This is a genomic window from Gracilibacillus halophilus YIM-C55.5 (assembly GCF_000359605.1).
Taxonomy (GTDB): domain Bacteria; phylum Bacillota; class Bacilli; order Bacillales; family Amphibacillaceae; genus Gracilibacillus; species Gracilibacillus halophilus.
The window spans coordinates 23,382-47,771 of sequence record NZ_APML01000055.1 but is presented as its reverse complement, the minus strand read 5'-3'; the positions used below and the strand labels follow the sequence as shown (position 1 = coordinate 47,771).

At 40.3% G+C, this 24,390-nt stretch carries 22 protein-coding genes and 1 pseudogene; 16 read left to right on the top strand and 7 right to left on the bottom strand.

What is annotated here, in order from left to right; genetic code table 11:
• Nucleotides 1-9 precede the first annotated feature (9 nt).
• From J416_RS11455 to J416_RS15140, 9 genes are all read left to right on the top strand, one after another.
• On the top strand, nucleotides 10-831 hold the full coding sequence (locus J416_RS11455; RefSeq protein ID WP_003472033.1) for a purine-nucleoside phosphorylase: 822 nt from the start codon (nucleotides 10-12) through the stop codon (nucleotides 829-831).
• An 18-nt stretch (nucleotides 832-849) separates the two neighbouring features.
• Nucleotides 850-1,245: a cytidine deaminase gene (locus tag J416_RS11450; protein ID WP_003472031.1), complete on the top strand. Its 396-nt coding sequence runs from the start codon at nucleotides 850-852 to the stop codon at nucleotides 1,243-1,245.
• Nucleotides 1,246-1,265: 20 nt separating this feature from the next.
• A complete protein-coding gene (deoC, locus tag J416_RS11445) occupies nucleotides 1,266-1,937 on the top strand; it encodes a deoxyribose-phosphate aldolase (RefSeq protein WP_003472030.1) in 672 nt (223 codons plus the stop codon).
• Between the two features lie 73 nt (nucleotides 1,938-2,010).
• On the top strand, nucleotides 2,011-3,306 hold the full coding sequence (locus J416_RS11440; protein ID WP_003472028.1) for an NCS2 family permease: 1,296 nt from the start codon (nucleotides 2,011-2,013) through the stop codon (nucleotides 3,304-3,306).
• A 15-nt stretch (nucleotides 3,307-3,321) separates the two neighbouring features.
• Complete coding sequence (locus J416_RS11435) at nucleotides 3,322-4,041, top strand: GntR family transcriptional regulator (RefSeq protein WP_003472026.1); 720 nt, start codon at nucleotides 3,322-3,324, stop codon at nucleotides 4,039-4,041.
• 408 nt (nucleotides 4,042-4,449) lie between these two features.
• The gene (locus tag J416_RS11430; protein WP_003472024.1) at nucleotides 4,450-5,637 is read left to right on the top strand and encodes a NupC/NupG family nucleoside CNT transporter; all 1,188 of its coding nucleotides are present in this window, start codon (nucleotides 4,450-4,452) and stop codon (nucleotides 5,635-5,637) included.
• Nucleotides 5,638-5,726: 89 nt separating this feature from the next.
• A complete protein-coding gene (locus J416_RS11425) occupies nucleotides 5,727-6,677 on the top strand; it encodes an LCP family glycopolymer transferase (RefSeq protein ID WP_003472016.1) in 951 nt (316 codons plus the stop codon).
• Nucleotides 6,678-6,765: 88 nt separating this feature from the next.
• On the top strand, nucleotides 6,766-7,683 hold the full coding sequence (locus J416_RS11420) for a nucleoside hydrolase (protein WP_003472013.1): 918 nt from the start codon (nucleotides 6,766-6,768) through the stop codon (nucleotides 7,681-7,683).
• A 159-nt stretch (nucleotides 7,684-7,842) separates the two neighbouring features.
• Nucleotides 7,843-9,231 (top strand): glycerophosphodiester phosphodiesterase family protein, encoded by a 1,389-nt coding sequence (locus J416_RS15140; RefSeq protein WP_003472010.1) that lies wholly within the window; start codon nucleotides 7,843-7,845, stop codon nucleotides 9,229-9,231.
• Between the two features lie 60 nt (nucleotides 9,232-9,291).
• On the opposite strand, the gene J416_RS11410 is transcribed toward J416_RS15140, so the two are convergent.
• The 3 genes from J416_RS11410 to J416_RS11400 form a co-directional block, all read right to left on the bottom strand.
• Nucleotides 9,292-11,007: a methyl-accepting chemotaxis protein gene (locus J416_RS11410; RefSeq protein WP_003472008.1), complete on the bottom strand. Its 1,716-nt coding sequence runs from the start codon at nucleotides 11,005-11,007 to the stop codon at nucleotides 9,292-9,294.
• Between the two features lie 158 nt (nucleotides 11,008-11,165).
• Nucleotides 11,166-11,441 (bottom strand): hypothetical protein, encoded by a 276-nt coding sequence (locus J416_RS11405; protein ID WP_003472005.1) that lies wholly within the window; start codon nucleotides 11,439-11,441, stop codon nucleotides 11,166-11,168.
• A gap of 120 nt (nucleotides 11,442-11,561) precedes the next feature.
• Nucleotides 11,562-12,458 carry a 3-hydroxyacyl-CoA dehydrogenase gene (locus tag J416_RS11400; RefSeq protein WP_003472003.1) on the bottom strand — a complete coding sequence of 299 codons (897 nt, stop codon included), beginning with the start codon at nucleotides 12,456-12,458 and terminating at the stop codon, nucleotides 11,562-11,564.
• 159 nt (nucleotides 12,459-12,617) lie between these two features.
• Here J416_RS11400 and J416_RS11395 point away from each other — a divergent pair, with 159 nt between their 5' ends.
• Entirely contained in the window at nucleotides 12,618-12,827 is a 210-nt protein-coding gene (locus J416_RS11395; protein WP_003472001.1) for a hypothetical protein, read from the top strand.
• Complete coding sequence (locus J416_RS11390) at nucleotides 12,808-13,131, top strand: YbjQ family protein (protein ID WP_003471999.1); 324 nt, start codon at nucleotides 12,808-12,810, stop codon at nucleotides 13,129-13,131. The genes J416_RS11395 and J416_RS11390 overlap by 20 nt, the downstream gene beginning before the upstream one ends.
• A 127-nt stretch (nucleotides 13,132-13,258) precedes the next feature.
• Here J416_RS11390 and J416_RS11385 read toward each other — a convergent pair.
• Nucleotides 13,259-14,769 (bottom strand): annotated as a pseudogene (locus J416_RS11385) (BCCT family transporter).
• Between the two features lie 224 nt (nucleotides 14,770-14,993).
• Here J416_RS11385 and J416_RS11380 point away from each other — a divergent pair.
• From J416_RS11380 to J416_RS11360, 5 genes are all read left to right on the top strand, one after another.
• Nucleotides 14,994-16,589: a DUF6583 family protein gene (locus tag J416_RS11380; RefSeq protein ID WP_003471994.1), complete on the top strand. Its 1,596-nt coding sequence runs from the start codon at nucleotides 14,994-14,996 to the stop codon at nucleotides 16,587-16,589.
• 15 nt (nucleotides 16,590-16,604) lie between these two features.
• Nucleotides 16,605-17,825 (top strand): ABC transporter permease, encoded by a 1,221-nt coding sequence (locus J416_RS11375; protein ID WP_040513476.1) that lies wholly within the window; start codon nucleotides 16,605-16,607, stop codon nucleotides 17,823-17,825.
• Nucleotides 17,822-18,925 (top strand): ABC transporter permease, encoded by a 1,104-nt coding sequence (locus J416_RS11370; RefSeq protein ID WP_003471988.1) that lies wholly within the window; start codon nucleotides 17,822-17,824, stop codon nucleotides 18,923-18,925. The genes J416_RS11375 and J416_RS11370 overlap by 4 nt, the downstream gene beginning before the upstream one ends.
• Complete coding sequence (locus J416_RS11365; protein ID WP_003471985.1) at nucleotides 18,912-19,562, top strand: ABC transporter ATP-binding protein; 651 nt, start codon at nucleotides 18,912-18,914, stop codon at nucleotides 19,560-19,562. Before J416_RS11370 ends, J416_RS11365 begins: the two co-directional genes overlap by 14 nt.
• A gap of 69 nt (nucleotides 19,563-19,631) precedes the next feature.
• Nucleotides 19,632-20,879: a purine/pyrimidine permease gene (locus J416_RS11360; RefSeq protein ID WP_003471983.1), complete on the top strand. Its 1,248-nt coding sequence runs from the start codon at nucleotides 19,632-19,634 to the stop codon at nucleotides 20,877-20,879.
• Nucleotides 20,880-20,887: 8 nt separating this feature from the next.
• Here the strand turns inward: J416_RS11360 and J416_RS11355 are convergent, their stop codons facing one another.
• From J416_RS11355 to J416_RS11345, 3 genes are read right to left on the bottom strand one after another with little or no spacing between them, the layout of a single operon-like run.
• Nucleotides 20,888-21,829 (bottom strand): polysaccharide deacetylase family protein, encoded by a 942-nt coding sequence (locus tag J416_RS11355; protein ID WP_003471982.1) that lies wholly within the window; start codon nucleotides 21,827-21,829, stop codon nucleotides 20,888-20,890.
• Nucleotides 21,830-21,841: 12 nt separating this feature from the next.
• A complete protein-coding gene (locus tag J416_RS11350) occupies nucleotides 21,842-23,218 on the bottom strand; it encodes a glycosyltransferase family 2 protein (protein WP_003471979.1) in 1,377 nt (458 codons plus the stop codon).
• A complete protein-coding gene (locus J416_RS11345; RefSeq protein WP_040513472.1) occupies nucleotides 23,218-24,087 on the bottom strand; it encodes a glycoside hydrolase family 16 protein in 870 nt (289 codons plus the stop codon). Before J416_RS11345 ends, J416_RS11350 begins: the two co-directional genes overlap by 1 nt.
• Nucleotides 24,088-24,390 lie beyond the last annotated feature (303 nt).

Here is a 24,390-nt window from a genome sequence, read left to right as displayed (position 1 = left end):
GGCGATATGATGAATCAAGCAACCATTCAACAAGCCGTTGATTTTATTAAAGAAAAAGTGAATATATCCCCACAAATCGGATTAATTCTTGGATCAGGATTAGGTGTGCTGGCTGATGAAATCGAGGACCCGGTAAAGATTCGTTATGAAGATATTCCTGGTTTCCCGGTTTCGACGGTTGAAGGGCATGCGGGACAATTAGTGATCGGTCAGTTAAAAGGTCAACCCGTGCTCGCGATGCAAGGGCGTTTTCATTATTATGAAGGGTACGGGTTGGATGCTGTGACGTTTCCTGTACGTGTAATGAAAGCCTTGCAGATTGATTCGTTACTTGTGACCAATGCAGCTGGTGGACTGAATGAATCCTTTCAAGCTGGGGATTTAATGTTAATTACGGATCATATTAATAATGTTGGCGATCATCCGTTAATCGGGCCGAATGATGCTGCGTTTGGTGTGCGTTTTCCGGATATGTCACAAGCGTATGACAAGTCGTTGCAACATCTTGCGAGAACGGTGGCGTCGGATATCGGGTTATCGCTTCAAGAAGGTGTGTATGTTTGGAATAGTGGACCGAGTTATGAAACGCCTGCTGAAGTGCGCATGTTGCAAACGATCGGTGGTGACGCCGTGGGGATGTCGACCGTGCCTGAAGTGATCGTCGCTCGTCACAGTGAGATGAGAGTGATTGGCATTAGTTGTATTACCAATATGGCTGCGGGGATTTTAGATCAACCGTTGTCACACGAAGAAGTGATCGAGACGACAGAACGTGTCAGAGAAGACTTTCTGAACTTTGTCAAAAAAATGATCCAGCGTATGAATGAATAAAATAGGGGAGTGAGTGGGATGGAAGAACAAGTGTTAATTCAAGAGGCGTTAGAGGCAAGGGAAAAAGCGTATGTACCTTATTCAAAGTTTCCGGTCGGCGCTGCACTGCTCACAGATAAGGGAGACGTATATCATGGCTGTAATATCGAAAATTCAGCTTATCCAGTGACAAATTGTGCGGAGCGAACAGCTCTATTCAAAGCGATTTCTGAAGGAGACAAGGAGTTTGTGACGATGATCGTCGCTGCGGATACTGATCGTCCGGTTCCTCCTTGTGGTGCATGTCGCCAAGTGATGAGTGAGCTATGCCCGGCCGATATGAAAGTGATTTTGACCAATCTACACGGTGAGAAAAAAGAAACAACCGTTCAAGAACTATTGCCTGGTGCATTTACACCAGAAGATTTAACGTAATCTCAAAAGGAGTGATCGAATTGAGTCCATCATTAGCGAAAAAAATTGATCATACGTTGTTGAAGCCAGAAGCAACACTCGAACAGGTGAAAACGATTTGTACAGAAGCGGCCGAGCATGGTTTTTATTCGGTATGTATCCATCCGACGTGGGTCGAGACAGCGAACGAGTTGCTGAAAGAATCAACGGTAGCTGTTTGCACAGTGATTGGATTTCCGCTCGGGGCGACAACGTCACAAGCGAAAGCTGACGAAACGAAAGATGTGATTCAAAAAGGCGCCACTGAAGTGGATATGGTGATCAATATTGGCCAGTTGAAATCTGGATTCACCGATCAAGTGGAACAAGATATTCGTGCGGTCGTTGAGGCAGCCAACGGAAAAGCACTTGTGAAAGTGATTATTGAAACATGTTTATTAACAGATGAAGAAAAGGAGAAAGCATGTCAACTCGCGGTGCAAGCAGGAGCTGATTATGTGAAAACGTCGACTGGTTTTTCTAAAGGCGGAGCCACAGCAGCAGACATTCGTCTGATGCGCGAAACGGTGGGACCCAATATGGGTGTGAAAGCTTCTGGTGGTGTTCGCGATCGGCAAACGGCAGAAGCGATGATTGAAGCAGGAGCCAGTCGAATCGGTGCTAGCTCAAGTGTAGCAATCGTACAAGGTGAACAAGGAAGTAGTGATTATTAAAGGTTCATCAAATAATTATTCTTGGTCTTTACGACTGGGTGGGCGAGGGATTTCATAAAGGAACGAAAGAAGAATGAAAGATTTTATAAGGAACAAAACAGGTGTATATGAGAAAGGATCGACCATTAAGCGCGAAATGCTAGCTGGCATGATTTCTTTCTTTGCGATCGTTTATATTATTGTTGTCAATGCCACGATTCTTTCGGATGCAGGTATTCCGCTAGAAGGTGCGTTATGGGCAACCATCGTGATTTCGGTGATTGGTTGTTTTATTGTTGGGTTTGGTGCCAATGTCCCACTGATCCTCGTGCCTGGTATGGGCGTTAATGCGATGTTCACCTACACGTTCGTTGATGTGATGGGGCTCTCGTGGCAAGAAGCGCTGGCCGTTGTTTTTGTTGCGGGTATTTTGTTTATCGTGATCGCATTCACCCCTTTAGCAAAAATCGTGACACGAGCGATTCCTAGTTCTTTAAAGGATGCGATTACGGTAGGCTTAGGCTTATTTTTAGCATTGATTGGTTTAGAAAAAAGCCATATTATTGTAAAAGGTGAACATTCGTTAATCACTTTAGGCGATATCGGTAATGTAGAAGGATTAACCTTCTTTTTAACATTGACGATCGGAATCGGGTTGTTTTTACGCAATGTACCGGGAAATTTTTTGATTACATTAATCACCGGAACGATGATTGCTTGGCTGTTTGGCTTAATTGATACGAGCCAAGCGCAATCATCACCGTTATCAGTCGCTGATTATACAGAAGTGTTTGGAGCGCTGTCGTTTGACGCAGTAAGTACCGTCACATTTTGGTTAGCTGTTTTTTCATTAACAATGGTCCTCATCTTTGAAAATATTGGCTTGGTTCATAGTCAAGTTGCTGATGCGAATCAATCAGAAAAATATAACGCCGCCCTTCGATCGGTGTCGGTGGCTTCTATGTTTAGCGGGATTGCAGGCTCAAGTCCCACAGTGTCGACGGTTGAAGGGTCAGCGGGGATTGCAGCAGGTGGACGAACGGGAATCACGAGTATTGTCGCAGGCCTTTTGTTTTTGCTGTCGTTTTTCTTTATCCCGGTGATTCATTTGATACCAAATAGTGCGATCTCACCGATTTTAATTATGATTGGTGGATTAATGTTGCAAAATATAAAGCAAATCCCTTTTTCTGATTTGACGGAAGCTTTTCCAGCGTTTTTCATTATCATTATGATTCCGTATTCGTATAGTATAGCTGACGGGATCGCCTTTGGATTTATCGCGTATCCGATCGCGAAAATCGCTACGGGAAAAGCCAAACAAGTATCCATCCCTTTATATTTCATTGCTGGATTATTTATGGTACATTTTCTGATACAAGCCATTTAATTGGGGGGATCGAGGTTGGATATCGATTTTCAGACGCCACGGTATGTGGTGGTCATTGAACAAATTAAGGAGAAGATTAACAATAACGAGTTGGAACCGGGTGAGCGATTGCCTTCTGAAATGTCGTTTGCCAAAGAATTAGGGGTATCTCGGAATACGCTCAGGGAAGCCTTACGCATTTTGGAAGAAGAAAATATTATCATTCGTAAGCACGGTATCGGCACATTTATTCATAAGAAGCCGACGTTTTCCAATGGGATTGAGGAATTATTTAGTATTACGGATATGATTGAAAGAGAAGGAAAACAGCCTGGAACAAAAGTACACTTTACAGGTATTGTCGAGCCGCATAGTGATGATATTCATGAATTGGATATGGCTGATGATGAACAAGTCTTCTTGTTAAAGCGTGTGCGGACGGCTGATGATGTACCGCTTGTGTATTGTATTGATAAAATTCCTGCCAGTCTTCTGTCAAAAGGGTATAAATTGCACGAGGAATCAATCTTGCAATCGCTTGAAAAAACAGGGCTGACGGTTAGCTATGCGGATGCGCAAATTAAGACGATTGGTTATCATGAGGAAATATCTGACATTATGCAATGTGAGAAAGATACGCCGTTACTTATTTTGCGTCAAGTACATTATGATGCGTCTGATCGTCCGATTCTGTATTCGATCAACTACTTTCGGTCGGATCAAATCACGTTCAATGTCTTGCGGAAGCGGCTGTGAATATTATGCAATAAAGTGGATCTATCTATTTTCGCTTCAGACGGACGCTTGCCGCGGGCACGGACTCAACTTCTCTGAACTCGTAAAACTCGTTCAGAGTGATTTTCGTCTCGTGCTGTTCCCGCAGGCGTCGCCGTCTTCCACTACAATCTTAACTATGAGTTTTAATTAACATTGATGAGATTCTTAGATAGGAGAGTTAATCACAAAACATTTTGACTTTTATATATGTTCACTCTGCATAGTTGTTATGATTGACAGGTTGGACGTCTGACGTTAAAATAGGTGGTGAAATTGATGAAAGGGGTTGCATATATAATGAAGAAGTTGGACATCCTACCAAAAGTTAAACCTATGATTTTTATGGATAGAAATAAAAACGTTTACAAAATTTAGAGGAGGATTATCATGGAAATTATTTTTGGACTTATAGCGATTATTGTTGTGTTAGGTATTTCGTATTTGATGTCAAATGACAAAAAAGGAATTAATGTTAAAGGCATCAGTATCATGCTAGTCATGCAATTGCTGATTACATGGTTTATGTTTACAACTGAGATCGGTCAGGCTATTATTAACGGGATTGCAGCTGGTTTTAATAAATTAATTGAATTTGGTACAGAAGGCATTAATTTTGTAGTTGGTGGCGTCCAAGTTGGTGACAATGGGGTATTTTTCTTCGATGTGCTATTACTCATTATCTTTTTCGCCACGATTCTATCGGTTTTAAACTATTTAAAAATATTACCAACGATTATTAAATGGATTGGTGGTTTATTATCAAAAATAACTGGTCTACCAAAAATTGAATCATTTAATGGTGTGAACAGTATCTTTTTTGGTCAATCTGAAGCATTAATCGCCATTCGTTCGCAATTTCACCATTTAACAAATAACCGTTTGTATATTGTCAGTGCTTCGGCGATGAGTTCTGTATCCGCTTCAATTATTGGGGCATATATTCAAATCTTGCCTGCTGAATATATTTTAGTTGCATTGCCATTAAATATGTTGAGTGCGCTCATTATTTCAGCGGTGATTGCACCTGTTAATGTTCCAGCTGAAGAAGATACAGTTGACGTAAGTGATGTTTCCAATGACCGAAGTGTATTCGAAGCGATGGGCAATGGCGCGCTCGAAGGTGGAAAAATTGCCTTAATCGTTGCCGCTAACTTAATCGCGTTTATCGCAGCACTAGCGCTTGTGAATTGGTTGATTCAGTTAGTCTTTGCTGGCTTATCGTTACAAACGATTTTAGGCTACATTCTCGCTCCACTCGGCTTATTAATGGGAATCGCGCCAAGTGAAGTAGTGGAAGCAGGTTCGATTATGGGAACGAAAATTGTGACGAACGAATTTGTGGCCATGCTTGAATTTGAACCGATGCTACAGGACATGTCAGAAAAGACAGTTGGTATTGTAACGGTATTCTTAACGAGTTTCGCCAACTTCTCCTCGATTGGCATTATTGCCGGAACTGTAAAAGGTATTGACAGTGAAAAGTCAAGCGCCGTTTCAAGCTTTGGTATGAAACTATTAATTGGAGCTATCTTAACGTCGATCTTATCGGCAACTGTCGCGGGATTATTCTTATAATGAGAGGTTCACTTTGTTTTGATTGAATATTATGGTAGAATGTGTATATTGAATGATTATATACATTAGAGGTAAAGAGGAGAAACAGAATGGAAAAACGTAAAGATCAAAAAAAGAAGCGATCAAAACTATGGTGGGCAGTCGTTATTGGATCTTCTGTTATTGGCGTTCTCATTTTATCAGTCATAGCATACATGTATTCTGTGTATCGGGACGTTCAAAACACAGTAGATATGGAAGTGCATGAAGAAGTTGAAAACATTGATACAGAAAAAACAAAAGAAAAAGTCGAAAATCAAGAACCACTCAACATTCTTTTGCTCGGTGTAGATGAGCGAGAAGGTGATAGTGGACGTTCGGATGCACTTATGGTTCTATCATTGAATCCTGCGAATGATGCGATGCAACTCGTCAGTATCCCAAGAGATACACGGACTGAGCTTGTCGGTCGTGGCACGCAAGATAAAATTAATCACGCCTATGCTTTTGGCGGTGTCGATATGTCGATCAATACAGTGGAAAACTTTCTTGATGTTGAATTGGATTACTTTGTCCGAATGAATATGGAAGGACTTACGGATATGGTTGACGCAATCGGTGGCATCACCGTGAATAATCAACTGGATTGGGTTGATAAAGGCTATTACAAACAAGGTTACCATTATGAAGAAGGAGAAATTGAGCTGAATGGTCCGAAAACGATGGGATACGTTCGCATGCGTTATCAAGATCCAAATGGTGACTTTGGTCGAACACAGCGCCAACGCCAAGTGATTAAAGCGGTGATTGATAAAGGGGCAAGTTTTAATTCAGTCGGTAAAATTAATGAAATGTTAGACGTTGTCGGACAAAATGTGGTAACGAATATGGAATTTAAAGATATGAGAGACCTTTTCATGAATTATCGTAAAACGAGAAACAACTTTACAAGCTATATGATGCAAGGGAACGGTACAAGAATTGATGGCACATATTACTTGCTCGTAGGTGATGATGAAGTTGAGAAAGTGCATAAAATGATTGAAAAAACTGAATCATAGGAAGGAATGCCGGATGGGGATCCCATTCGGCTAAAATCGTCGCAAATCTGTTACAATAAACCAAAAAGGAAAAATAGAGGTGTCAACAATGAAAAATATCATATTTGATGTCGATACAGGAATTGATGATGCGTTAGCGATTGGATACGCGATGCATTCGCCGGAAATTCACGTGCTAGGAATTACGACGACTTTCGGCAATACGTCCGTTGAAGAAGCGACAAGAAATACGATCCAACTCTTAGATGCTCTTGGCGAGTCAAGTGTCCCTGTTTATCCAGGAGTGGAAGAAACATTTGCAGGCCATGAACCGTTAGAAAAAACGACTTGGATTCATGGACAGAATGGCATTGGTGAAGCCCAGCTCCCTCAGCCAAAGCAATCGCCACAATCGATGCAGGCTCATGATTATTTAATAAAGGCTATCCATGACCATCCAAATAACGTTACGATTATTGCGACAGCAAATCAATCGAATCTTGCACGTGCGATTCAAAAAGATCCTTCCATCGTTGAAAAAGTGGATGAAGTCATTATTATGGGAGGTGCTGTCAAAACAGATGGCAATATTACCCCATATGCTGAAGCCAATATTTATCATGATCCAGAAGCAGCTCATTATGTGTTTCAATCAAAGGTACCTGTCACTCTCGTGGGACTTGATGTTACGATGCAAACACTTTTGAATCAAGAAACCGTTGAAAATTGGCGTGAAGTTGATACATTATATGCGAATGCGTTAGCCGACATGACAGAGTTTTATATCAATGCATACAAGGAGCATAATAATGAAGCGCGCGGCTGTGCATTACATGATCCGCTCGCAGTAGGTGTCGCGATTGATTCAACCTTTGTAACAACGAAAGCGATGCATATAGATGTCGTTTTAGAAGGCGAAGAAAAAGGAAGAACCGTCGGCATTGAAACGAACCAAGGGAATGTACATACTTGTCTCGAAGTGGATGCTCACCGCTTCGTCGAACACTTTATCCAACGAATCGTGTAAATGCTGAATGTGTGTCACGCCAGAAAAATGATACTCACGCTAGAATTCTGAATGTCAGGCTAGAATTATGATACTCACGCCAGAATTCTGAATGTCACGCCAGAAAAAGCTAAATCGCACAATATGAAAAACTCTGTATTCAAAGGATGAATGCTTGTTATGTTTTTTTTACTTTTGGCGTTTGCTGCGATCTATTGGCGCACGACTCATTGGCTCATGGGCATCGTAACGATTGTTGTTACCCTATCACTTAGCTTCGGCACGCATCTATTCCATGAAGGCATCGTCAATACCATGCAAGTCGTGATTGGTATACTTTTTATCGGTTACGTCCGAACGAAGTCTAGCAAAGTACAAATGTTATTATCACTGACGATTCTATTTCTTTTAACAGTGCTCACAACATCCAATACGATGTACCAGATGCTAGGGGTAATGACGGGCCTAATAATAAGTGACAAGAATGTTCAGCCCGACCTCCCGCGCTCCAAACTGATGATAGGTTTTGCAAGCCTATGTCTTCTTTATGTTCCGATTCATTTTTGGGTACCAGAGGGTCTCCCTACATTCACCGGGTTTGCATTGCTTGGTAGTTGGGTTTCGTTACGTTCGATGCATAAAAAGCGCTTATCTCGAATGTATCTTGTGGGTGTCATTTTGCTTATCACTGCATCTTTTGGATCAGTGAAAATGGATGACAACGTACCAGCCTATGCGTCTGATGGATTACATAAAGGAGGATTCCCCATTCATCATCAAACGTCAGATGGAAAAAAGTTTGCTGTCATCGCCCATCGTGGAAATAGCTCATCCTACCCTGAAGAAACACTACCTGCGCTTAAGTCCGCGAAAGATATGCAAGTGGATTTTCTTGACGTCGATGTTCATGTGACAAAAGATCATCAATTGATCGCTTTACATGATGACACCGTTGATCGAACGACGAATGGTACGGGAAAAGCGAGTGAAATGACAGTATCAGAATTAAAACAGCTTGATGCTGGCTATGAGATGACTACAGATGATGGCCAGTCTTATCCGTTTCGTGGTCAAGGGATTCAGTTGCAAACACTTCGCGAATTACTTGAAGCCTTTCCGAACGCTCCTTTTACGATTGAAATAAAAGATGATTCGTCTTTCGCTGGAAATTTAGTGGCGGAAGTCATTCAAGAGCATCAAGCATCGCATCGAGTGATTGTTGGCTCGTTCCATGATGCTCCGACAAAGACGTTCCGCCGCGCGATGCCAAATGTTGCAACAACTTTAACGACATCTGAAATGAAGAAAATGATGCTCATGCACCAAATCGGTTTAGGTGCTTATGATCAACCGCCCGCTCGTTATGCACAAGTTCCTGAAGAAATGGACGGTATCAGAGTATTAACTCCTTCTTTTATTAAATATGCCCATCAACGTGGTGTGACGCTGTTTGTTTGGACGATTAATGAAGAAGATGAAATGAAACGAATCATGCAAATGGGCGTGGATGGGATGTATACGGATCATCCAGCAAGATTATTAGATGTAGTCGTTCAACGTAAAAAATAAGGGCCTATGATTGAAACATAAGGCCCTATTGCATATTTTTATTGAACTCATAATGAAATCTTATAATTTAAACTCTTTTACTAATCCATTTAACTGTTCAGATAATTTGGCTAATGAGTTTGTACTGTCGGTAATTTCTCTCAGCGAGCTGTTCTGTTGTTCGGCTGTTGATGAACTCTGCTCAATTCCGGCAGATGCTTCTTCAGCTGAGGATGCAATTTCTTCAACAGATTGATTTACTTTTTCACTATTTGTTGCTATATCACCTAAGTTGGTTGATATATTTTGAATTTTAGTTAACATCCCTTCGATAGATTGATTAATTGTTTCAAATTGCTCGCGACTTGTTTGTATTTGTCGGTTTCCTGTTTCGACTTTTTCGGAACCAGCTTCTAAAGTTTTGGATACGGATTGAGTTTCTTGTTGCACACCTTCAATAATACTAGTGATTTCAGTGACAGAATTGCTGACTTGTTCAGCTAGCTTTCTTACCTCGTCTGCTACGACTGCAAAACCTTTACCAGATTCGCCAGCACGTGCCGCTTCAATCGCTGCATTTAATGCCAATAAGTTTGTTTGTTCAGAGATATCCTGAATCACATCTACTAATTTAGAAATCTCTTGTGACTTTTGATCTAAACTTTGAACTTTTTGAACTGATTCAGTGACCATATTCGTGATTTCACTCATTTCATCGACGGATTGATTAATTAGCTGTTTTCCGTCATTTGAAAGATTGTGAACTTGATTGGAACTATCTTCTAATTCACGCCCTTCTTGATTTGATTCACGAATTTGCTGATTTAGTTCGCTCATAACGTTCGAAATTTCGCTTGATGCACTAGCTTGTTCTTCCGCACCCGATGATAATTGTTCCATTGTTGAAGCGATTTGTTCACTACCAGAACTGACTTCATTTGATGATTGAGAGAGTTCTTCACTTTGTGAATAAACGGTTTCAGAAATATCTTGAATTTGTTTTATCATACTTCGCAGTTGATCGATCATCGTATTCATTGATGAAGCTAACTGTCCAATTTCATCATTACTTGAATCGTCAATTTTTTCAATAGATAAATTGCTGTTAGTCACTTGATTACTTACATTAACAACATCACTAAGCTTGCGTTGAATATTTCGGTTTAATATTGTAACAATAATACCACTAATTAAAATAGAAACGATAATTGCCCCAATAAGTATGTATAAAGTTTGAGTCGACAACTGATTTGCACTTTTAGCTGCCGCATTTCTTTTTTCATCGACGAGTGATCGCAGTTCATCTAACAAATTGTCTGTTTCTGTTCGTAAAGTAGACGTTTCAGCGCGAAGTTGAATGGCTTTCTCTATGTTGCCATTATCGACAGCTGGAACAATTTCTTCTAGGAAGATATCATTCACTTGACTGTCGTTTGCTTGAATTTGTTGAAACAAGTTCATTTGTTCTTCAGTATCCATTTTTGGTTTGATTTTTTCTTGCAGGTTATTGAATTGTTCTCTTTTTGCTTCAAATTCATCCAAAATTGATTGTTCTTGTCCTTGAGACAATATATAATCAGGAATACGTGTTTCTTTGGAACGGAATTGTGATGTCATGTCAGTTATGTCAACTGAACGTTGGGCTCTTCTTTCCATAGCACTGATGTCATCATCTAGTAGAGCTAATAAGGTAGAGATAAGAACTGTTGTAGCTGCAAACAAAATAATAATAAAACTAATGACTGAGCCGTATTTCCAACCAATTTTCATATTTTTCCAACGAAATTTTTGCAACATTATTAGGTAATTCCTCCTATCATATAATTAGGTATATAATAACATCAACCGTGAATATTGTCGATAAATAACAGAAATTTTGCACAATTTTGTCGAATTAGATCAATTTATGCCCAAGTATGAAAAAAGCATGGTTATAAAACCATGCCCAGAAATAATTACATATTTGATTGTTTGAGTTTTTCATAAACTTGCTTTTGTTGTGTGAATTCCTGTTGAACGAGTGCTAATGCACGCTGATCATCCGTCACTTGTTCCGCTTGCGCTACCGAATGCTCAGCTCTTTCTAAGGAATGTTCAATTTGTGCGAGAATGTTTTCATCTGTATGAGATTGTGCTTGGTGTATGGCGTTTTGTAAATGGTATATCGATTGTTGCGCCTGTGCCAATTGATTCTGATCTTGCAAACTGGAAATGTTATTGCCCTTTTTCATGTATTCATCTCCTTTATTCCGAAGTCTGCTCTTAGGATTTACATCAAAACGGGCAATATACCTTGCTAAAAAAGAAAACATCCACCCATATGTTGTTATGGATGGATGTTTTTTAAAATTTTATTTAAGAAAATCAGCTTGTTCGTAACGAGGATTTGGATATTGATAAAATCCTTCTCCAGTGGATGTGCCAAGCTTATTTTGGTCGATATATTCTGTTTTTAAATAATCGGCTAATTGTTGAATGGCGGGATCGCCACTTTTTTCCGCTTTGCCTTTGACAATGTTATAAGCGGTATTAATGCCTACTACATCCAGTATAGCGAAAGGTCCTTTTGGCGCACCAGTAGCGATCATCCAGGTTTTATCAATGGTTTCGTGATCCGCGACGCCTTTGGCAAAAAGCATTTGCGCGGCATCTAAAAGTGGCACGAGTAACGAATTTAAGATATAGCCCGGTTGTTCTTTATGCAAAGGTAGTGCGACCATGCCAATGGCTTCGGCGAAAGAAACCAAATCATTAAATACCTGATCGTCTGTTGCTTCGTGTTTCATAATTTCTGCCGTGTTATTGCGCCAAATTTCGTTAGCAAAATGTAAGGCGATAAACTTTTCAGGTCGCCCCGTAGCCTCGGCAAATTGACTTGGTAATAAAGTCGAGGTGTTGGTGGCAAATATCGTATGGTCTGGGGCTAATTTCCCTAATTTTTGATAAAATTCCTGCTTGATCTCGACGACTTCTGGGATGGCTTCGATGACTAAATCGGCATTTTTTGCGGCAGTTGCTAAGTCGGTTTCTAGCGTGATGCGGTGTTCGGTTTGCGATAAGATGTCATCGGATGTTTGGAAATCTTCTTTATAATGTTCTTTTAGTTTGTTGAAGCGATTTCGTGCTTCATCTAATGCGTCTTCGGTAATATCATAAACCGTTACATCAAATCCTTTATAAGCGGTTTGAAAGGCAATTTGACTGCCAAGTACGCCACTTCCGGCAACTGTAATCTGTTTGAAATTCATGGTTTATCCCCTTTTCTTCCATTTGTATTTTCTACTTATAGTATGACGCAACTTTTGGAAAAAATGAAGCAAAATGCCTATAACCATTTTTGAAACTTTTATCGTACCTTGATCGTAAACCGTATGAATGAGATGATAGATGCAAAGTGAGGGATCGTGATGATTCGAGCAGGAAAAGTACTCATACCGATTGCTACGGTGATGTTGATTTTGGCGATCATCCCTATTGATTTTGCATACAGCCTCGTTATGATTGTACTAGGCGTTGTCATGGAAGGTGTCGGCATAGCGCTCATTTTTATAGGTGTTGTGCGTGATCGAATCAAACAAAAGAAGGAGGAGGATACACATGATCTTAGTCAATACTGAAACAGTTCCCGGTCATGAAATTACAGAAGTAGAAGGAATGGTGCGAGGCAATATTGTCCAAGCGAAAAATATCGGAAAAGATTTAGTGTCTAGTTTGCGTAATGTCGTAGGTGGAGAAATGACGGAATATACAGAATTACTTACGGAATCGAGGCAAAAAGCTACGCATCGTATGGTAGAAGAAGCAGAAAAGTTAGGAGCAGACGCTGTGGTTAATTGCCGTTTCGTTACTTCGCAAGTCGCTAACGGGGCAGCAGAACTACTCGTTTATGGGACCGCTGTAAAACTAGCGAAACAATCGTAATATTTCCAGCAAGAATTTTTTAGAAAAGCGTAACTGAAAAATATACAAGCCACCAGAGTGGTAGCGCAATCGAGCACTTGATAAGTGAGTATATGTTTTCAGTTACGTTTTGTTTTTTTGTTTCTTATTACGTTTTTTTCTTTTTTACCCGACCGATTCCGAGTTGGTTAGCCTCTTCGCGCAAAGCTTTCACTAAGCTGATCGCCATTAAACCGATAATGATAGAAAAAGGTAAAGCGGCGATGATCATCATATTTTCTAATGCTTGCAGACCGCCTGTATACAGCAATACGATAGCAACGGCTGATAGTAAAAGCCCCCACGTAAATTTTACTTTGTTACCTGGAGAATGCGACCCATTGGTTGTCATCATCCCTAATACATAAGTCCCTGAGTCTGCTGATGTAATAAAAAATGAACCGATCAAAACCATCGCTGTAATCGATGTGACTAATGATAAAGGGTAATTGGAAAAAACGCCAAATAATGCTTCTTCTGCCGATAGACGGGAGATTTCACTCACACCATTATGTTCTAATGAGATGGCTGAGCCTCCAAATGTGGTAAACCAAATAAACACAACGAGTGAAGGAATCAATAAAACAAAGAACACAAACTCGCGGATACTGCGTCCTTTTGACACGCGGGCGATAAAGATGCCAACAAACGGTGACCAGGCAATCCACCATGCCCAATAAAAAATCGTCCATCCATTAATCCAGCCGCGGATATCTTCGTTCAGTGGTGCGATACGAAAACTCATTTGTGGTAAGGTTTGAAAGTAAGAGCCGATCGTATTGGTTAATAAGTTTAAAATATACAAGGTCGGGCCGAATACAAACATGAGTACCAATAAAGCAGCTGCTAAAACCATATTTGTGTTACTTAAGATGCGGATGCCTTTTCCCAATCCTGTCCATGTAGAGATTAAAAATAGAACCGTAACACATACGATGATCAAAAATTGGACCCAGAACGTTGTAGGGAGCTCCATTAAATAGGCGAAGCACCGTTAATTTGCACAGCGCCAAATCCGAGTGATGTCGCAACACCTAAAACGGTTGCCAATACAGAAAAGGTATCAATCGCTTTACCTGTCATGCCGGTGACCCTATCACCAAAAAGTGGTTGTAACGTTGCGCTAATTAAATTTAAATGATCATGTCGAAAGTGAAAATACGCAATCGCAAGAGCCACGATCGAATAGATACTCCAAGCGTGAATCCCCCAATGAAAAAATGTAAATCGAAGCGCATCTTTTATCGCTTGATCGGTCCCTATTTCACCTGTGGGAGAGCTAATGGCATAATGACTAATTGGTTCTGAAGTTCCATAAAAGACAAGTCCAATCCCCATTCCCGCACTAAATAGCATCGCAATCCACGTCGGCCGAGAAAATTCAGGTCCTTCATCCTGTTTTCCGAGTTTAATTCGTCCAACAGGTGACATCAGTAAATACAAGCAGCTAATGACAACCACGGCGACTAGGATGAGATAATACCATCCAAATGCATTCGCAAAGAGTGACTTAATATTTGCGGTAACTTTTTCTAATAATTCAGGAATGATAACACCTGTTAGAACGAGTATCGAAAGCAAAAAGATAGAAATGTATAAAACGATATAACGCTGTTTCATTTGATGACCTCCTACAAATCTTGGCGATTATCTCTATCTTTCCATCATCACTAATAAGTTATTCCTCTATATGTTCAGTGCGAGTGTTTATCGTTGATCGTTCTTTAGTCTCATTATTAAAATACTTATTGAATATCAAAACCAACTCTGTTAATATTTTACTGTATGTTTTTTCAAAAATAGAAAAATCTTTAACTTATAGGAATTTAGAGAGGAGAAAATCAATGGAAGATCAAGTTCAAAATGGGGGACAGCAACAACGAAAGAAGTTTGGCGGTTGGAAAGTAGTCATTCTAACGATAGCTGTTATTGCCGTAGTTGGCGTTGTAACGACTTTTGCATTTGTGTTAAACAAATCGCCGAAAGAACAATATTTTTTAGCTGAGAAAAACAGCTTCGAACAAGTGATGACGGAAGTAGAAGATCGTTATCAAAATGAGCTTGATTGGTTGGCGTATACGGAGGAACATGCGATTGAATCAGTGATTGAATTATCTGCTGACATGAATGAACCAGCAGGTATGAGTACGGGCATGAGTGCAGGTATGGATGTTCCACAAATCGTCAATAACGCATCTTTAACGATTACAACTGCGCAAGATAAACAAAACAAACAAGCGCATACAGCAATAGAAGCTGGCGTTGCAGATATTCAATTAACAGGTGTAGAAGCGTATATCGATGAAGAGAAAGCGATCCTAGGTTTACCATTCATCGAAGATATGTGGCAAGTGAAGGGCGCAAATATTGGGACTATACTGAATCATTTGGACCCAGCCACATTTACTGGTGAAGAAGAAATTGATTTTGGCATGTTTTTTGAAAACTCAACGTTACCTGAAGAAGATGTAAATTATATCAAGGAAGAATACGGGAAGCAATTATACGATGCATTGCCAGAGGATGGATTCAGTACTTCTAGTGAAGACGTTGATGTCGAAGGAGAAACGATCAACGCTGAAAAATTTGAATTTCATTTAACCGAAGAACAACTGCAAACGATTTTTTCTGACTTATTTGCCACGATGGCTGAAGATGAAAGATTGAAAGAAATCATCAAAGAGCAGTATCAACTTCAAACCTTCGGCGGGATGAGTGGCACACAATCACCAGCTATTGCTGAAGAAGCGGATCAAATCATTGAAGAGTTTCAGACAGCGATGCAAGAAGCTAGTGAAAATGTCAAGCAATTATCAAGTCCAAATGGTATGACGTCAACCATTTGGGTGAATGAAGATATGATAGTAAAACGAGATTTCCAGTTTGAAGGTGGTCCCCATGAAGACGCCGTAACTAGTTTGGCTGTTGAAGGCACTTGGCTGCCAAAAGAGGATGAATCTGTGTTCCAATACCAAGTATTAGCGGATGAAGAAGCTGTGTTACAAGTGAATGGTGATTTGTCTTTTGATGGGGAAACGGCGAATGATGTCATCACAATAACAGCGGATCAAGCCACTATGACACTTGAAACAAATGAAACCATTGAAGAAGATGGTAAAACCTTTGAACGGACGTTATCATTTGAAGATCCTACGATGGCAAGCACAACTGTAATTTGGTCAGGTGAGGCATCTTATGAAGCGGATCAAATGAGTTCATCACATCAATTATCTGTAGATGCTCCCCAAGTGAATCAAGGAAATGTTGCGCTCAATATCAACAAAGATGCAAGCACTATTGATCAAGTAGAGGAGCCGACTGGTGAGCAAGTGATTGACTTAGGAAGTATGAGTCAAGAGGGTTTTATACAATATATGGAAAACGACGTAATCCCACAATTTCAACAGTGGGCCTCACAACTGCTCGGACCCATGTATTAAAGGAACGATTGAATCATGATCAAACATGTAGGGTTGTTTTTACAAAATCATTTGCTACAGATCAAGAGGAAGTGGTGGTCACTTCCTCTTCTTTTGCTTTTTCCAATTTTTATCATAGGCGTCATGATGGTATTGATCGCTTCATTTTTCTCGATGGGAAATAAAGATGATGTGGTGGCTGTCGGCTTAGTGGATCGTGACCAATCTGAGGAAACTCGTTTTATTATGCAATTATTGGAGGAATCATCCTCGATTTCGTCCGTGCTGGATATCGAAAGAATGGATGAGACAGAAGCAAAGCAAGCGATCGCTGAGAATGAATTAGCGGCTTATTTGCTTTTTCCTGATGCGTTTATAGATGATTTATACCGAGGGGAATCGGTTGAATTGTCCGTAGTGGGGAACCGCAAACAATCCGTGTCTAGCCAACTGGTTCATGAGCTCGCCAATAGTGCGGTTCGACATATTAGCGTGTCACAAGCGAATATTTTAACGATTCAGCAATATGCCAAGCAATTGGGGATGAGTGAACAAGCGCGAGATGATTTCATGATGGAACAATTTCAGTCTTACTTAATGGAAACGCTCGGCAAAGATCAAGTGCTGACACAAGAAGACATCAAAAATCAAGCGACAGCTTCTCCTGTCAATTATTACGGGCTTTCTGCATGGTTTGGACTGGTTACGGTTTGGTTGTTTTTGATGTACCATTTCTTTTATAAGGAATATTCACCTGCTATTCAACAACGGATGATGCTGTATGGTGTAACACCGCTACAGCAATTCATCGCTCGATTCATGATGATGTTTTTCATCATGATGTTACTCGCGATTGGATCGTTCTTCGGTTTTCACGAGTGGTGGGCATGGGATTTAGCAGGGGAGAATATCCGACGAGTGATGATTCTTATTGGTTTTTATGTCATCTTACTGATTCAATTCCTTCTATTGATTGAACTCGTTGTGCGCTCAACGAAACTGCGATTGTTCCTGCAGTTTGTCATGATGGCTGTATTGTTTGTAGCCAGTGGTGCGGTAATCCCCACCATCTATTTCCCATCATATATACAAGATCTATTGAATTTGATCTTTTCTTATCATGTATTTGTATGGTGTGAGGAGCTCGTCTTAAATCAAAGATATTATGCAGATTATATCCCGCTGATTGGTATGAGCGCGATTGGTGGCGTCGTTGTATGGGTGCTTGCGATATGGAAAGGGCGTGCGGCATCATGAAAGCTGTTATCATAACACGTTGGTTATTCATCAAACGAAGTATGTTATCGTTCTTCTTTTGGCTGTTGTTGCCTTTGGTTGGCGCATTATTGCTTTTTGCATTTGTCGATGTGGTTGAAGATGATAGTTATGTTCCGATTGGTGTTATTGTTGAGGAAGAGACGGAATTGGCCAATGATTTGTATCAAGAAATGGAGACATCTGATTTTGTGGCGATTCGAGAAACGGAACATGATGAAGCGATTCGTCAACTTCAGCAACATGAATTAGACAGTGTGTTTGTCATCCATCAAGGCTATCAAGAGGGAATTCAAACCCAACAACGAACGAATTTGATCACGAGTTATCAGACGAATCGGTCGTATGCTTATACAGCTGTGAAAGAAATGATTGTCTCCCATATACAAGAACAGGGCGGACGTTATCAGGCAGTTCAAGTGATAAATCAGCTATCAGAAAGGTATCGCGGGGAATCATTATGGTCGGCTGAAGACGTTATTCAAACGAGTAAACAGATTCAAGCGGAAGAACAGTTAATACATGCGAGCTTTCAATATGCCTCGCAAGCGGAGAAAAAGGATGATGAAGGGTCTCGATGGGAGATATGGCACATTTGGGCGCTTCTAGCAATTTTAAGTAGTTTATTGACGATGGATTGGCTAATAAAAGAAAAACAATCATTCGTGACGCAAAGGTTTTATTTTACCAAACTAAGTTGGCATGATTATTTATTATTAAATGGTTTCCTTTATTTTGTGATTTGGCTCGTGATTGATCTTGTCACGTATGTTATTTTTAGCGTTGGATTTGATGAGACGATGGGTGTTGTAACATTGCTTAGTTACCGATGCATGCTGACGCTTTTGTCCTTTTGTGTTGCGCTCGTATGGAAGCGGCTGTACGTGTTTTATGCGGTCAGTTTTTTGATGGCTTGCATGTGCGGTTTATTACTGCCGGTTCGTGACATGCATGTGATCAACTGGCTACATCCGATGGCAGCATTTTTGGACAATCAAATCACTATTGGCTGGTTGTTATGTAGTGCGGGCGTGATCTTGTTTTGGTATGGCAGAAGGAGGCGAGAGAATGCTGCAAGTTGAACATCTCACCAAACATTTTGGCCAAACGAATATTATTGATCAGTTGTCGTTTTCCATCGAACCAGGCGAAATCGTTGGGCTCGTTGGTGAAAATGGGGCAGGAAAGTCCACATTACTTCAATTATTAGCTACGATTTCTAAGCCAACGTCTGGGTCGATTGCGTTGCACGGCTTATCTTATCAAAACGATTTGAAGAAAGTTCGCAAGCAGATCGGGTTTGTACCACAGGATATTGCGGTTTGGGACACATTCACTGTCGAAGAAAATATGATCTTTTTTGAAAAATTAGCGTGGAATCATCGTTCAAAAGAAGAGCTACATAACCTTTGTCAGGATATGAATCTTTTTCAATGGAAGCAACGTGTGTCAACATTGTCAGGTGGGATGAAACGAAAGTTAAACCTTGCTATTAGTTTGATTCATCAGCCCAATTTATTGCTATTGGATGAGCCAACCGTTGGCATTGATTTAAAATCGCGTATTGAAATTGGTCAGTATTTACGACGACGGGCTAAAGAAGAACAGACGATGATTCTTTATACGTCACATGATTTGGATGAAATTCAGAGACTATGTGATCGAGTGTTGCTGATCGGTAATGATCCGTTTTATCGAGATAGCGTGAAGTTTTTCTAGCGTGACGCGTGAGATTCTGGCGTGAGCAAAATGAGATATTATATAATGAATCAAAAAAGGTGTTTTTTCATGCAACGAACAACAATGGAAACCATTCAGTGGTTTATCTTTTTATTGGCGAGTGCGGTTGCTATGCCGATCGTCATTGGTTCTGTCTATGAGATGAATTTTGCAGAAGTGTCTGGCTTAATGCAGCGAACTTTCTTTGTTGTCGGACTGGCTTCAATGCTGCAGGCGGTATTTGGTCATCGACTGCCGATTATGGAAGGGCCGGCTGGTATTTGGGTCAGTATTTTTACTGTGATGGCTGCAACAGGCGGATCTCTCATGCAACTGGAAACGACGATGATCCTAACGGGCATATTTTTAATGCTGATTGGAGTCTTTAAAATTTCGTCAAAGATTTTGCCGATCTTTACACCGCTTGTCACGGGGACTTTTTTCTTCTTATTAACGGTTCAATTGAGCGGTACATTTTTAGAGGGCATGCTGGGCTTGCAAGGTTCATCGACGATTCAGTTAGCTGATGCGTCGATTGCGTTTGTCACGTTTGCGATTGTGTTAGGGTTATCGACGTTTGCCAAAGGGTGGCTGAAAAGTTATGGCGTGTTTATCGGTATTATGCTAGGCTGGCTGATGTATGCGCCGATTGCCGGGGGACAACCAGTTGGAGAGGATTTGCGTTTGTTTGCTGTTCCTGACGTATTTGCATTTGGCATGCCAGTACTTGACTGGAGTGTCGTACCGATCGCGTTTGTGACAGCGATTATTTTAATTTCAAATGTTGTGGCTTCGGTGATTGCGGTGAGTCAAACAGTTGGCGATACTAATGGCGGCAGCGGAACGCAAGTGAATCGCGGGACATTCACGTCAGGTGTGAATCACGGATTAGCCGGTGTATTTTCTTCAATTGCCAATGTTCCACTAGCTACATCAGCTGGTTTCATCGGGCTAACCGGGCAAAAACAGAAATGGCCGTTTGTTTATGCGTCGATCATTTTAATGGCGGTCGCTTTTTTTCCACCTGTTGTTACCTTTATTTCTGCTATTCCAGCACCGATTGCGAATGCTGCACTCATGGCGACGTTTGTCCAACTGGTTGGGCTCGCTATCCGAAATGTAACGATGACAGAACTGGATTCGAGAAAAGTCACTATTGTTGGTGTCGCTTATTTAATCGGGATGGGAACGATGTTTTTGCCTGCGGAAGTGTTTGCCGAGTTCCCATCATTTTTACAAAATTTATTAAGTAATGGGTTATTAGTAGGTACAGGACTAGTGATTGTGATTGAACAATTATGGAAAAGCGAATCGTAAGAAGATGCTTATGGCACATTCAACCCGATTTTTTCTTTAAAGTCTTCAAGGGAATCGTCAGGGAAGACTTCCTTTCTCGGGATTTCATACACGGATGTTTCTCTTGTGACATCATTCGGTATGACGGTGAAGGCCATATCAAATCCGAGTTCTTGAAAGGTTTCGATGTTTCCTTCATCGTATCCGCCATAAGGGGAAGCGAAGGCTTGGTTGCGTCCATTTAAGTTTACGAGACTCCGCTCGAGGTCTTGTGTCACCTGTTCATCTTCTTTCCCAATCAAAAAAGGTGTATCGTCTTCCATTCGTTGATGGTAATTATACGTATGGCTTTGAAAGTCAAATACATCACAACTGCTTATGATGTCTGACGCGCTGAAATATTGATACTCACCCGGTTGATACTTGGCATCGAATTTACTGATAGCACCAGTGATGACGAAACTCACTCCTTTTAGTCCGCGTTCTTTTAAAATTGGATATACTTCTTTTGCATTATCTTTAAATCCATCATCAAAGGTTAGGACAATGCTTTTCTTCGGGACGTCGATCTCTCCTTTAATGAATAATTCCAATTCTTTTAACGTTAGTGTCGTATATCCTTCGTCGCGTAATAGGTCCATTTGCTTAATAAAATTGGATTTCAAGATAACGGTAGAGACAATGGAACCGTCGTCTTCTGTTAGATATTGATTGAGGTGCTTTTCTTCTACGACTCTGTGATACATGAGTACAGATACGCTCTCTGCCTTTTCCCGATCAGTTAGTTCAAAATCACGCACGTCATCGGTCCAGTTTTGACAAGCTTCCATCTCAATCGTTTCATCAATCGGGAACAAGCCATCTCGAAATAATGCATGTAAAATATCATCTTTAAAAAACATAATAATACATGCAAAACAAACGAGAAAAACGAGAGTGAACCCTATATTAAATACATGTTTGCGAGACATGGTTTGTCCTCCTTATGCTGCTTCTTTCTGTTCCTCAAGTGGTGCTCGATCTTGTGCGTTCCCGATACGTTTGGATACATACCAACCGTCTTTATTTTTAAAATAAGAAATGGTTCCTGTAATGACGAACACAAGACCTAGTAAACGGTAAGTAATGGTTTCGATCGGTATAAAGAACAAAAACTTGCGAAAATGTCGATTTGGATAGATCAAACCGAATCGTTCACTAACAAATACAGTTGTCAAACTTTGCGTGATGGCTAGAAAGCAATTCGTCGAGAATAATGCCACAGCCACCATATAGTTATCCAGGTTAAATAATAGAAAGACTGGAATGAGCGCAGTCGGGAATGCATTAATCGTTCCAAGTAATAAAAATTCAAACAAAAACAAAAATGACAGTCGAAAACCGAGCTGTGAGAAAAATGCTTTTTTAAAAAATAACACACAGTCAACGAATCCTTTTTGCCAGCGAATGCGTTGTTTTAATAAGTCGGAAAATGTTTCTGGGCATTCGGTATAACATAAGGCTTCAGGAATGAATGTCAATTTCTTGTGTTTATATTTCGGATTGGTTTTAATTAATTTATGAATTTTCAACGTGACGTCCATATCTTCGCCCACTGTACGTCGGTAGCCATTGGCATCATACAATGCTTGTTTACGAAAGGCACCGAATGCACCGGCAATGACAAAGATGGATTGCAGTCTGGACTGTGTGAATTTGTGTAAATAAAAAGCGGTCATGTATTGTAAGATTTGATAACGAACAATGCCAGGCAGTTGAAACATCGGATTTGGTTTTTTAGGTGTACCAATATGATTGTCGAATCCTTGTTTAATTTGAACCATACCACCACCTGCGATCAGTGCAGGGTCGTCAAACGCGTGATTCATCGCTTGGAGTGACGCTGGATCGAGAATACTATCGGCATCTAATGTGACAACAATTTCTTTGGCTGCATATTCAGCGCCAGCATTTAAGGCATCAGCTTTGCCACCGTTTTTCTTATCAATTAAGTATAGTTTCGGAAATCGCCTCGATCGATACACTTCGATAACGTCTTCATGAGGAATTTTCAGTGCTGGGAGCTTATACCAATCAGGCCGAAAATCGAGCTGATTGATTAATAGATTGAGTGTATGATCGGTCGAGCCGTCGTTGACAAAGATAATTTCATAGTTTTTATAGTTTAAGTTTTCAATGCCTTTGAGACAATTTAAGATAATTTTCTCTTCATTATAAGCAGGGATGACGACGCTAATCCCTTTTTCTTTTTTCTCTGAGTTGGCTGGGTTGGATTTCGTTGCGGTGTATAATGGATAAAAGATATACATGAGTTGGATGACAACATAAAAACAAAATAAAAAGATCGTGACTTCTAGCATTATGGATTCACCTCTGTTTTCTGATATATGCGGACATAGTCGACGGAAAAAGTTTGTGGAAAACGGGTCGTTGCATCAGGACGTCCTGGCCATTCGCCGCCAATCGCTGTGTTGATATAGAGATACATCGATTCAGACGGAACCGATGTATGGCTGTAAAATTGTTCTTCACCGTCGATGAACCATTTGATTTCATGGGGTGTCCACTCGATGCCGAACGTGTGATAGTCTTTTGAAAAGTTGTCGCCAACGTAAGTGTCAGAACGACTCCGTAACGTTTCCTCTTCATCTAACCAGTGTTGTGTCATCCAGACTTTTTCCGGTTCATCGCCTAACATTTCAACGATATCGATTTCGGGTAACCACGTATCCTCTTTATTAGGCATCATCCAAAAGGCGGGAAATACCCCTTTTCCAGTTGGCAATTTTGCGCGCATTTCCACTTTCCCGTATTGAAAATGAACGAGATCTTTGGAATGAATCGCACCAGAAGTGTATTTTCGGCCATTGTCATTTTCTTTCTTACTGATGATTTGTAACTTGCCGTCAGTGACTGCTACATTTTTGGGATGGTAGTATTGTAGCTCTTGATTTTTTTCGGAAGCCCACTGTTCTGTGTTCCAATGATTCGGATTGAGGGCATCTTGACTAAATTCATCATGCCAAACGAGTGACCAATCTTCTTCTTGATAGGCTGTTTGAATCTTTCGTTGCTTGATCATATGTAAACTCGCTTGTACATCTTTATTCGTTTTAACGAACGATTGTGCCGTATGAATTTGCATAATTTTCTGCTCCTCGCTATAAGATTCGAGTCTAGGTAATGAAATCAACAAAAATGCACAAACAACAAAAAAGGTGAAGCGCATGATATTCACATCCAATAAGTTTTGTTCTATATATAATTATTATTTGTTCTATATAATGAACTAAGTGAAATTATACGTTTGTTTTATATAAAGAACAATCGGTGTAAAGTAACAAATATTGCTTTCAGATATCGTATACAGTTATTTAACAAATATGATATGCTTTTGCTTATAATATGTAATCATTTCTTCGATTATCTTTATAAATCATTACTTTGTAGTGCATTTAAACTAATAATTCTGTTGAAAGAATCTTCGATGTTCTCAGTTTATATATGTCATTGCTCGGGTATTTATTTGATG